Genomic DNA, 12,182 nt, shown 5'->3' with positions numbered 1-12,182 from the left:
GTGGCGGTGGCGGCCGACTGACGCCGCCGGGCATCGGGCCCGCTTCGGACCCGCTGGCGAACGATCATCCATCCCGGACGAGGAGATCCACCGATGCGAGGCACGCCGCCCGTCGACGCGCTCCGCGCGGCACTGTGCGCCGCCGCCGGGCATGCCGACGCCTACCTGGCGGGTCTGGCCGATCGTCGGGTCGGCCCCAGCCTGACCGCCGAGCACGTCCGCCACCGGCTCGGCGACACGCTGCCGGCGGGCCCGAGCGACCCGGTGGCGGTCATCGACGCGCTGGTCGACGCGGTAGCCGGCGGCCTCACTTCGACCGGCTCGGGCCGCTTCTTCGGCTACGTCATCGGCGGGACCCTGCCGGCGGCGCTCGCCGCCGACCTGCTCACCGTCGTGTGGGACCAGAACGCTGCCCTGGCCTCCCTCTCCCCGGCCGCCAGCGCCGTCGAGGCGCTGACCGGCCGCTGGATCGCGCAGCTACTCGGCCTGCCGCCGGGGGTGTCCGTCGGGTTCACCACCGGCACTCAGATGGCGCACGTGACCGCCCTGGCGGCCGCGCGGCACCGGGTGCTGGCGCGGGCCGGCTGGGATGTCGAGACGGATGGTCTCGCCGGGGCACCGCCCGTGCGGGTCCTGGTCGGCGCCGCCCGGCACGCCACTGTCGACGCCGCGTTGCGCCTGCTCGGATTCGGCACCCGCGCGACGATCACCGTCGAGGCCGACGCGCTCGGGCGGATGCGCCCCGAGGCGCTGCGGGCGGCTCTTGCCCGCGGGAGCGGCGGGAGCGGGCCGACGATCGTGATCGCCCAGGCGGGGGAGGTCAACACCGGCGGGTTCGACCCCTTCGAGGAGGTGTGCGCGCTGGCCCGTGAACACGGCGCCTGGGTGCACGTGGACGGTGCGTTCGGGCTGTGGGCTGCGGTGTCGGCGGCGGCGTCCCGGCGCGCCCTCGTCGCCGGGGTCGAGCGGGCCGACTCGTGGGCGACCGACGGCCACAAGTGGCTCAACGTCCCGTACGACTGCGGGATCGCCCTCGTCGCGGACCGCGAGGCGCACCGGCGGTCGATGTCGGCCTCGGCGGACTACTTCGTCCTCGACTCCGCCGGCCGGCTCGACCCGGTCGACTGGACACCGGAGTTCAGCCGCCGGGCGCGGGCCTTCGCCGTGTACGCGGCGCTGCGCTCGCTCGGCCGGGCGGGGCTGCGCGACCTGGTGGACCGGTGCTGCGAGTATGCCAACCGCTTCGCCGTGCGGCTCGCCGCTCTTCCCGGGGTGACAATCCTGAACGCGGTGGCCGGCCCAGCCGGGTCAACCGGGTCAGCCGGGTCAGCCGGCCCGGGTGGATCGGGCCGCGTCGTGGAGCTCAACCAGGTGCTGGTCCGGGTGGTGGCAGACCCGGAGGGCGACCGGACGGCGGCCGGGCGGGCGGCGGGCGACCGGCTGACGGCGGCGGTCACGGCCGCGGTGACGGCGAGCGGCGAGGCGTTCGTGAGCGGCACGGTGTGGCGGGGCCGCACAGCGATGCGCATCTCGGTAAGCAACTGGTCGACCTCGGACAGCGAGGTGGAGCAGGCGATCGCGGTGATCGGGGCCGCCGTCGCCGAGGCGCGGGGGACGACCGCGGCGGCGCCGGGCGGCGGCGGTACGCACCGCGGCGGTATCGCTTCGTAGTACCCGGCGGACACGACGGCGGAGGTGTCCGGACCGCGCGCGGGCCGCTAGGCTGCCGGATGAACGCCTTGTCCATCCGGCCGGCCCCCCATGATGATCATTTCCCGGCGCGCCCGCACCGGCGGGCGCCCGTTTCCACGGTCGGTGACCGGTCCGCAGCTTCGACCGGCATGCCCAGCGCGCGGGAAGATCTGACGTATCCAACTCTTTCGTCCACCTTCACGTTCACACCGAGTACTCGATGCTGGACGGGGCGGCTCGGCTGAAGGGCATGTTCAAAGAGGTCTCCCGCCAGCAGATGCCGGCGGTCGCAATCACCGATCACGGCTACATGTACGGCGCCTACGACTTCCACCAGCAGGCGACGGCGGCCGGCGTCAAACCCATCATCGGCTGCGAGGCGTACGTCGCGGCTGATGGCCACGACCGGCTGCCCGTCCGGGATCGTGCAGACCCGGCTGCGGCTGGGCCACTATGACGCCGCTCTGCAGGCCGCCGCGACCTACCAGGAGATCTTCGGCCGGGAGAACTACTTCTGCGAGATCATGGACCACGGCCTCGACATCGAGCGCCGGGTCCGCGACGGCCTGGTGGGCATCGTCCGCACGCTCGGCATGCGGTTCGTCGTCACCAACGACTCGCACTACACCTACGAGGCCGAACGGGACGCCCACGCCGCGCTGCTCCGTGTACAGACGGCGTCGACGGTGGCCAATCCCTCCTTCCAGTTCGAGGGGTCGGGCTACTACCTCAAGAGCGCCGAGGAGATGTACGGGATCGACACCTCCGACATCTGGCGCGAGGGCTGCGATACCACCCTGCTGATCGCCGAGCGGGTCGACCCCACCGGCATGTTCGCCAAGCACAACCTGATGCCGCGCTTCCCGGTGCCGGCCGGCGAGACCGAGGAGAGCTGGTTTCGCAAGGAAACCTGGGCCGGTATGGCCCGCCGGTTCCCGGACGGCTACGACGACACCCACCGCGAACGCGTCGAGTACGAGATCGGGATCATCCTGCAGATGGGTTTCCCGTCGTACTTCCTGGTGGTCGCCGACTTCATCGTGTGGGCGAAGAGCCAGGGCATCCCGGTGGGGCGAGGACCGCATAGCGCAGATCGTCATCTACGGCACGATCAAGGCCAAGGCCGCGATCAAGGACTCCTCGCGGGTGCTCGGCTACCCGTACGCGATGGGTGACCGCATCACCAAGGCGATGCCGCCCGCCGTGATGGGCAAGGACATCCCACTGGCCGGGATCTTCGACCCCCAGCACCCCCGGTACAGCGAGGCCGGGGAGATCCGCGGGCTCTACGAGTCCGACGCCGACATCCTGGACACGACCTACGGCCTGATCGTGTACCAGGAGCAGGTCATGGCCATCGCCCAGCGGGTCGCCGGCTATTCTCTCGTCGGCGCGGACCTGCTGCGCCGGGCAATGGGCAAGAAGAAGAAGGAGATCCTCGACAAGGAGTTCGTGCCGTTCTCCGAGGGAATGCGGAACAACGGCTACTCCGACGCGGCGATCAAGACCCTGTGGGACATTCTCGTCCCGTTCTCCGACTACGCCTTCAACAAGGCGCACACCGCCGGGTACGGCCTGGTCTCCTACTGGACGGGGTACCTCAAGGCGAACTACCCGGCCGAGTACATGGCGGCGCTGCTCACCTCCGTCCGCGACGACAAGGACAAGAGCGCGATCTGTCTGAACGAATGCCGCCGGATGCGGATCCGCGTGCTCCCGCCGGACGTGAACACCTCGAACACCGACTACAGCGCACACGGCGAAGCCGAGATCCGGGTGGGCCTCGCCGCCATCCGCAACGTCGGGATGAACGTGGTCGAGTCGATCGTGCGCACCCGCCGGGCCAAGGGGCGGTTCGTCTCCTTCCCGGGCTTCCTGGACAAGGTCGACGCGGTCATGGGGGTGAAGAAGAACGCCGAGGGGCAGTTCGACCTGTTCGCCTTCGACGCCGAGGACGAGCCGGGCGCGGCGCCCGTGTTCGGCATGCAGGAGTTCTCCGACCAGGAGTGGGACAAGGCGGTCAAGCTGTCCCACGAGCAGGAGATGCTCGGCCTCTACGTCTCCGACCACCCGCTGCGCGACGTCGAGCACATCCTCGCGGCGAAGGCGGACTGCGGCATCGCGTCCCTGACCGGCGGGGAGTACCCCGATGGTGCCACCGTGACCATCGGCGGAATCATCTCCAGCCTGCAGCGCAAGGTCACCAAGCAGGGCAAGGTGTGGGCGCTGACCAGCATCGAGGACCTCGAGGGCGGGCTGGAGGTCATGTTCTTCCCGCAGACCTACGAGACCTGCTCCACTCAGCTCGCCGAGGACGCCGTGGTCATCGTCAAGGGCCGCCTCGACAAGCGGGAGGACACCCCGCGGCTGATCGCCTCCGACCTCACGGTCCCCGACCTGTCCGACGCCGCCCTGAGCCCACCAGTAGTGATCATCATACTGGCGTCCCGGGTGAACCCGCCGACGGTGGAGCGGCTGCGGGAGGTTCTCGGTACCCATCCCGGGACGACGGAGGTGCACCTGCGGCTGCAGACCGCGAGCCGCACCACCGTGTTCCGGCTCGACGACCGTGTTCCGGCTCGACGACGCGTACAAGGTCCAGCGCACTCCGGCCCTCATGGGCGACCTCAAGGCCCTGCTCGGCGCCTCCGCCGTGGCCTGAGCGGCGCGGGACGGACCGGAGTATCCCTGTTACCGGGGATCCTGTTACCGGGGATCCTGTTACCGGGGATCCCCGGTAACAGGGATACGGACATGCAACACCCGACACCGTTGCGGCAGCGGGTTTCCGGGGGACGATGAGCCCAGGTAACAACCGGAGGATGCGCCGTGACGATCAGTCGAGAGCCGGCGGAGCACGACCCTGCCGAAGCAACCATTCCGCACCGGGAGCCGCGGTGGTCACCGAACGTGGCGCGGGCGACGCGCATCCTGCTCGAGAGCCTGATCGGGGACGACCCGCCGGTACGGATCACCCTGTGGGACGGCTCGGTGCTGGGACCGGACACCACCACCCGGATCCTGGTCCGCTCGCCGGAGGCGCTACGCCGCGTCCTGTTCCGCCCGGGTGAGCTGGGCTTCGCGCGGGCCTTCGTCGCCGGGGAGATCGACGTCGAGGGGGACGTCTTCGCCGCCCTCGCGGTGCGCCGGGGCATCGCCGGGGCCGGCTCGCGGCTGACCGGCGCAACCGCCCGCGCCGCCGCGACCCTGCTGCGCGAACTCGGCCCGCGCCCGCCGGCCCCGCCGCCCGAGGAGACCCGGCTGCGCGGCCGGCAGCACACCCGGGACCGGGACGCGGCGGCGATATCCCACCACTACGACGTGTCCAATGCGTTCTACCGCCTCGTCCTCGGCCCAACGATGACCTATTCCTGCGGGGTGTGGGAATCGGCGCAGGTCGGCCTGGACGCCGCCCAGAACGCCAAGCACGAGCTGGTCTGCCGCAAGCTGGGCCTGCGTCCCGGCGAGCGGCTGCTGGACATCGGCTGCGGCTGGGGCAGCATGCTGATCCACGCCGCCCGCCATCACGGGGTCCGCGGCGTGGGGGTGACCATCTCGGTGGAACAGGCCGCGCAGGCCCGCCGCCTCGTCGCCGAGGCGGGCCTCGCCGACGTCATCGAGATCCGCCTGCAGGACTACCGGGAAATCCCGGACGGCCCCTTCGACGCGATCAGTTCCATCGGCATGGTGGAGCACGTCGGCCGGGCGATGCTCCCGACCTACTTCGACCAGCTGTACCGGCTGCTGCGCCCGGGGGGGCGCCTGCTCAACCACGGCATCTCGTTCCCCGGCGACCCCGCGGGGGCCCGCCGGGCCCGGCCCGGCCTCGGCCCGGTCCCGTTGCCGAGGGGACGCGACTTCCTCCAGCGCTATGTCTTCCCGGATGGGGAACTACACGAGATCGGGGTCATGGTCTCCCTGATGCAGGCGGCCGGCTTCGAGGCGCGCCACGTCGAGTCCCTGCGCGAGCACTATGCGCTGACCCTGCGGGCCTGGGTACGCCTGCTGGAGAAGAACTGGCCGGCCGCGGTCGGCATGGTCGGGGCGGGTCGGGCCCGCGTCTGGCGGCTCTATATGGCCGGATCGGCGCTGAGCTTCGAGAGCGGGCGAACCCAGATCCACCAGACCCTCGCGGTCCGGCCGGACGCCGGCGCCGCCGGCATGCCCCTGCGGCCCCGCTTCGAGTCGCCCGCGACAGCACCGACGCCCACGACAGCACTGAGCCAGCCGACAGCCCTGAGCCAGCCGACGGCCGGCTGACCCAGCTATGCCCCGGGAACGGCGCCTACGACCCAGGAGCGGCGGAGTCCGCCACCGTGCGGTCGGACCCTTCGGTGCCGATGCTCTCGGCCCGCTCGGCGACCGCGTTCCCGGCCGTCGACGACCCAGCCGTCGACGACCCAGCCGTTGACGACCCAGCCGTTGACGACCCAGACGTTGACGACCCAGCCGTCGACGGCGCACCGTCCCGGCGCAGCACCATCACGACGGCGACGGCCGTGGCCGCCATGACCGCCATAGCAATCATGGCGGTCACCGACATCGCGTCGACGTAGCATTCCTGTGCGACCCGCAGCAGCATGTCGCCGAGGCCACCGGGGCGGAGGCCGCCGGGAAGCCGGTGGGCGACCTCCACCGCACCGCCGAGGGTCTCCCGCGCCGCGTCGACCGCAATCGTGGGCAGGCCGGACGGTGCCCGCGCCGGCACCTCGTTCCGGTAGACGGCGGTGGCGATGCTGCCGAGAACGGCGACCCCGAGCGCGCCCCCGAACTCGATGGCCGACTCGGACAGGGCGGAGGCCGAACCCGCCCGTTCGGGTGGGGCGTTGCCGAGCACGACGTCGGTGCAGATCGTGAGGACGACACCGACCCCGCTGATTAGCACGGCATAGGCGCCGAGCAGCACCGGCAGACCCCCGGAGACGCCGAGCCGACTGGCGATGCCGAATCCCAGCGCGGTGACGACCAGCCCCACGCCGAGCGCACCGCCCAGCCGCAGCAGCCGCAGCAGCCGGGGTGCGGCCAGCACAGAAATGATCATCGCGGTCGCCGGCAGCATCGTCCACAGCCCGGCGACCAGCGGGGTCAGGCCCGCCACGAGCTGCAGGTACTGAGTGGCGAAGAAACTGAACCCGACGAGGGCGAACAGGGCGAGGGCGTTGACGGCCAACGCCGTGCGCACGGCGCGGGACGCGAACAGCCGCGGGTCGATCAGCGGTTGGTCGACCCGGCGCTGCCGGGCCACGAGGAGGCCACCCAGGACCACACCGACGACGAAGGCGGTCATCGGAACGGCGGTCCAGCCGTGTTCGGCGATGCGCTTCATGCCGTAGACCGCGCTGAGGACGGCGGCGAGGGAGAGCCCGGCGCTGGTCAGGTCGAAGCGGCCGGGACGCGGATCCCGGAACTCGGGCAGGAACGCGAGACCCAGCACCAGCAGCAGGAGCATCACCGGCACATTGATCAGGAAGACGGCGCCCCACCAGAAGTGCTCCAGCATGAATCCGCCGAGCAGCGGTCCCAGCGCAACACCGCCGGAGAAGCTCGCCGTCCAGATGGCGACGGCGACGCGCCGCTGGTCCGGGTCGACGAACAGGACCCGGATGAGCCCGAGGGTCGACGGCATCAGGGTGGCACCGGCGGCGCCCATCGCCGCCCGGGCGAGGATCAGCATGACCGGGCCGGTGGCGTAGGCGGCGAGTACCGACGCGGTTCCGAACACGGCCGCGCCGTAGAGCAGGAGCCGGCGACGCCCGATCCGGTCGCCGACCGTCCCCATCGTGATCAACAGGCCGGCAAGCACGAAGGAGTAGATGTCGACGATCCAGAGCAGTTGGGCGCTGCTCGGGGCGAGGTGCGCGGTGATGAACGGCAGGGCGAAGTACAGCACGGTCACGTCGATCGACAGCAGCAGGCAGGGCAGAGCGAGCACGGCGAGACCGGCCCATTCCCGGCGGCCGGCCCGTCGTGTGCCGGGGGTCGGCCGCATCCCGGGCATCGGTTGCGTCACCAGGTCTGGCATGCGCCGACTATGGCGCGGACCGGCGCCGGGCGCCGGGGCCCAGTCCTGGATGCGGCGAGATGCGGCAGCACACTGGGGCGGCGGAACCTCCGGACGCCCCGATCCGCCGTGACCGGCCGCGTTGTCCCGCGTCGTCGAGAAAAACGCCATCGGGTCCGTGAGGCGAGGCGACATGGCAGCACGGCAGCACGGCAGCACGGCAGCACGGCGACACGGCGACACGGCGACATGGCACCCGTCTCAGCCGGAGCTCACGGGTCCGACAGGCGGAAGGATAGGTCGGCCGGGGGCACGGCCGTGTCGAGCTGGGCCTTCTGCAACCTGCCGGAGTAGTCCCAGTTCATCGACTGCCATCGGGTGACCTGGTCGAGGACCCAGCGACCGGACTGGCGGCTTCCGTTGCCAGACCGCCCGTTGCCGCCGAAGGGCAGGTGGGCCTCCGCGCCCGACGTCGAGGAGTTGATACTGACCATCCCGGCCCGCACCCCACGCCGGAACCGGAACGCGCTCGCCGCATCGCCGGTGTAGATCGACGACGACAGCCCGTAGCCGGGCAGGTTCGCCAGGTCGATGGCCTCGTCGAGGCTGCGGTAGGTGGTAACGCCGATGATCGGGCCGAACGTCTCCTCGCGGAACACCTCGTCGTCCGGGCGCACGCCGTCGAGCACCACCGGGTGGTAGTACAACCCGGAGTCGGGATCGCCGACGAAGCCGCGGCGCGGTCCGCCCGGCCACCTTCCCGGCACCGCCGGCACCGCCGGCACCGCCGGCACCGCCTGCGCCAACGAGCCGGCCGACGTCCCGAAACCGGCCGACGTGATCCGTCCCACCGCGGTGGACCCGAAGATCCGGTGATGGTCCCGGATCAGGTCGAGATGGTCGGCGAACCCGGCCGCGAACCTGGCGTCGAGCAGCGGCCCGTACAGCACGTCCCGGGTCGGGTCGCCGACGACCGCCGCGGACACGGCGGCGTCGAGCCGACGCACGAACTCGGCGTGCACCGACTCGTGCACGATCGCCGTGCCCAGCGAGGTGCACCGCTGCCCGGCGGTGCCGAACCCGGCGAACACCGCCGCTTCGACGGCGGCATCCAGGTCGGCGTCGGGCGCGACGACCATCGGGTTCTTCCCGCCGAGCTCCAGGCACGGCGACTGCAGGTACCGGCCGCACAGGGCGCCGATGAACCGGCCGACCTCGGTGGATCCGGTGAAACCGACCTTGTCGACGACGCCGGCCGCCAGCGCCCGCTCCAGCCCGAGCGACGTCGCCGCGCCGTCGGCGGGCACGAGGTTCACCGCGCCGGCGGGAACCCCGGCGGCGGCCATCAGCTCGACCAGGGCCTGCGCGCAGGCCGCCGCGTACTCGGCCGGCTTCCAGACCACGGTGTCGCCGGCGAGCAGGGCCGGCACGATGTACCAGGACGGCACCGCCACCGGGAAGTTCCCCGCGGTGATCACCATCATCACCCCGACCGGCTCCCGGAAGGTGAACAGCTGCTTGTCCGGCATCTCGGAGGGAACGGTCTCGCCGTAAAGCCGGCGTCCCTCGCCGCGGAAGAACTCGCAGGTGTCGATGATCTCCTGGACCTCGCCGCGAGCCTCGGCCGCCGGTTTGCCGATCTCCCGGGTGACGAGCCGGGCGAGCGCGGCAGCGTTGTCCGCGACGAGCCGGCCGAGATTGCCGATCACGCTTCCCCGGACCGGGGCCGGCACGTCTGCCCAGGTGCACTGGGCGTCACGGGCCGCCACCGCGGCGGCGAGGATCGTCTCCGGGCCGGCCAGCTCGACCTCGGCGACCACGTCGTCGAGCCGGGCCGGGTTGGTCGAGGGCACCGTCCGGACCGGGGTGAGCTCCGCTTCGGCCGCGCCGGGCGGCGCGCACCCGTCCTGCGGACGTCCGGCCTGCGGGCGTCCGGCAATAAGCGCACCAACCCGCCGTGGCCGTACCAGCGTCATGACGATCCCCCATCCGGTCCGCCGGGTCCATCCGGCCTATCTAATCCGCCCGGCCCATCCAATCCGCCCGGCCCATCCAATCCACCCGGCAGCCCGTCGAGGACCCGGCCGAGGGCCGCGATCCCGGCGGCGAGCTGCTCGGCGCTCACCGTCAGCGCCGGTCGGAACCGGATGGCCCGTTCCCCGGCGGGCAGCGCGAGGACTCCCTCGCGCACCCGCAGCCGCCGCAGCACCTCGTCCCGGACGGCGCTGCCCGGCAGGTCCACCGCGCAGAGCAGACCGCGCCCACGGGGATTGCACAGCAGCCGGGGGTGGCGGGCCGCGAGCTCCGTCAGCCCGGCGAGCATGCCCACGCCGAGCTCGCCGGCCCGGGCCATGAGCCCCCGCGCCTCGATGATCTCCAGGATGCGGGTGGCGCGGACCATGTCCACCAGGCCACCACCCCAGGTGGAGTTGATCCGCCCGGGCACGCGGAAGACGTTGTCGGCGACCTCGTCGACCCGCCGGCCGGCCATCACCCCGCCGAGCTGGACCTTCTTGCCGAACGCGACGACGTCCGGGCGCAGGCCGAGCTGCTGGTAGGCCCACGCCGAGCCGGTGGCGCCGACACCGGTCTGCACCTCGTCGAGCACGAACAGCGCGTCGTGGCGCCGGCAGAGCTCGGCCATCGCGGCCAAGAACTCGGCCCGCAGGTGGTTGTCCCCGCCCTCGCTCTGGACCGGTTCGGCCAGGAAGCAGGCGATGTCGTGGGGATGGGCGGCGAAGGCGGCCTCGGCCTGGCCGAGCGCGACACGTTCCGCGGCGATCACCGCGTCGAGTGCCGGCCCCACGCAGGGAAACACCATCGCCGGGCAGTCAATGCGCGGCCAGTCGAAGACGGGGAAACGCTCGGTCTTGACCGGATCGGTGTTCGTGACCGAGAGGGTGTAGCCGCTGCGTCCGTGGAAGGCGTTCCGCAGGTGCAGAACCCGACGGCCGAGCGCCGCGGGACGGCCGTGTGCCGCGTTGTGCCGGCTCTTCCAGTCGAAGGCGCACTTGAGCGCGTTCTCCACCGCCAGGGCCCCGCCCTCGACGAAGAACAGATGCGGCAACTGAGGATCGCCGAGGACTCGGGCGAAGGTCCGCACGAACTCGGCGTAAGCGACGGTGGCGACGTCCGGATTCGCCGGTTTGTTGACCGCCACCCGACCCAGCCGAGCGACGAAGCCCGCGTCGTCGACGAGGCCCGGCGGGTTGATCCCGAGCGGCGCAGACGCGAAGAAGCTGTAGAGGTCGAGGTAGCGCCGCCCATCACGGGCGTCGACAAGCACGCTGCCACGGCTCATCGCTAGGTCGCAGACGAGGTCGAAGCCGTCGACGAGGACGTGGCGACCGAGCGTGCTCAGCACTGCGTCCGCCGACAGCCCCTCCGCCGGCAACCCCTCCGCCGGCCGGGCACCGGATGCAGACACCTGGGCTGGCTGCAGGGGCTGGGCTGGCTGCAAGGGGACGACCATCCCGCTCTCCTCCCCCCGGACCACTTCCATCCGGATCCCGTCGCCACCCCACGAGCCGTCTCGGCGATGTCGATCTTCTTACGAAGATATCTTTGCAATATTACGATACAACCTCTAATTCTTTCGTTCTATACCGAGTATGGGCCAAATCTTCTCGCGAAGGTCGTCAGGGCGTAACGGCGGCGCGTCGACCACACCGCACACATCAGGTAACGGATCCTTGACACAAAGCGAAGACGACGCCGTCAGATAAGTGCAGGGGACCGCACGGGAGACAATCGGCGCATCTCCACCCCGCACCGTCGCGAGGTGCGCCGGAACCGCCGGGCCACCCGACACCCGGGCCGCCCACGACACCCGACGACGGAGAGAAGGCAAGCGGCGTGCTGACGCCCCTGACCACGGACGACCCCCGGCGCATCGGCCCTTACCGGCTGGCGAACCGCATCGGCGCGGGTGGGATGGGCGTCGTTTACCTCGGCTTCGACACCGGCGGCAAGCCGGCGGCCGTGAAGGTGCCGTCGGCCGGACTCGCCGACGATCCCGAGTTCCGGTCCCGTTTCCGGCACGAGGTCGACGCGGCCCGCCGAGTCAGGGGCAGCGCCGTCGCCGCCGTGCTCGACGCCGACCTGACCGGGCAACGGCCGTGGATGGCCACGGAGTACGTCGAGGGCAGGAACCTGGCGGACGCGGTCGCCACCCGCGGCCGGCTCGACGATCGACTGGTCCAGGGACTCGCCGTCGGCCTGGCCGACGCCCTGGTCGCGATCCATGCCGCCGGGGTGGTGCACCGCGACCTCAAACCGGCGAACATCCTGCTCACCTGGGACGGCCCGAAGGTCATCGACTTCGGCATCGCCCGCGCCGGGGACAACACGAGCCACACCCGGACGGGCATGCTGATCGGCACCCTGGTCTGGATGGCGCCCGAGCAGCTGCGCGGCGAGCGGGCCCGCATCGGCGCGGGCGCAGGCGTCGGCGTCAGCGAGCCCGACGCCGGTGGCGACCACGGCGGCG

The 12,182-nt window shown here is 71.6% G+C and carries 6 protein-coding genes and 2 pseudogenes; 5 read left to right on the top strand and 3 right to left on the bottom strand.

Features of this window, described 5'->3' with window-relative positions:
- Window positions 1-93 precede the first annotated feature (93 nt).
- The 4 genes and pseudogenes from AC08OP_RS08570 (at window position 94) to AC08OP_RS08555 (ending at window position 5,952) form a co-directional block, all read left to right on the top strand.
- Complete coding sequence (locus tag AC08OP_RS08570; protein ID WP_476613698.1) at window positions 94-1,671, top strand: pyridoxal phosphate-dependent decarboxylase family protein; 1,578 nt, start codon at window positions 94-96, stop codon at window positions 1,669-1,671.
- 241 nt (window positions 1,672-1,912) lie between these two features.
- Window positions 1,913-2,149, top strand: a complete 237-nt coding sequence (locus AC08OP_RS08565) for a PHP domain-containing protein (protein ID WP_476613697.1) — start codon at window positions 1,913-1,915, stop codon at window positions 2,147-2,149.
- A 343-nt stretch (window positions 2,150-2,492) separates the two neighbouring features.
- Window positions 2,493-4,354 (top strand): annotated as a pseudogene (locus tag AC08OP_RS08560) (helix-hairpin-helix domain-containing protein); the annotation flags it as partial.
- Between the two features lie 167 nt (window positions 4,355-4,521).
- Window positions 4,522-5,952, top strand: a complete 1,431-nt coding sequence (locus AC08OP_RS08555; protein WP_476613696.1) for a class I SAM-dependent methyltransferase — start codon at window positions 4,522-4,524, stop codon at window positions 5,950-5,952.
- 208 nt (window positions 5,953-6,160) lie between these two features.
- Here the strand turns inward: AC08OP_RS08555 and AC08OP_RS08550 are convergent.
- From AC08OP_RS08550 to lat, 3 genes and pseudogenes are all read right to left on the bottom strand, one after another.
- Window positions 6,161-7,690, bottom strand: a pseudogene (locus AC08OP_RS08550) (MFS transporter); the annotation flags it as partial.
- A 275-nt stretch (window positions 7,691-7,965) separates the two neighbouring features.
- A complete protein-coding gene (locus tag AC08OP_RS08545; protein WP_476613695.1) occupies window positions 7,966-9,669 on the bottom strand; it encodes an aldehyde dehydrogenase family protein in 1,704 nt (567 codons plus the stop codon).
- Entirely contained in the window at window positions 9,666-11,165 is a 1,500-nt protein-coding gene (gene lat, locus AC08OP_RS08540) for an L-lysine 6-transaminase (protein WP_476613694.1), read from the bottom strand. The genes AC08OP_RS08545 and lat overlap by 4 nt, the downstream gene beginning before the upstream one ends.
- 383 nt (window positions 11,166-11,548) lie before the next feature.
- Between lat and AC08OP_RS08535 the strand changes: the two genes are divergently transcribed.
- On the top strand, window positions 11,549-12,182 hold a 634-nt coding region (locus AC08OP_RS08535; protein WP_476613693.1), incomplete at its 3' end, for a serine/threonine-protein kinase.

The sequence above is a fragment of the Frankia sp. CeRuru1 genome (genome assembly GCF_977966315.1).
This window is presented reverse-complemented; position numbering and strand designations above follow the sequence as displayed.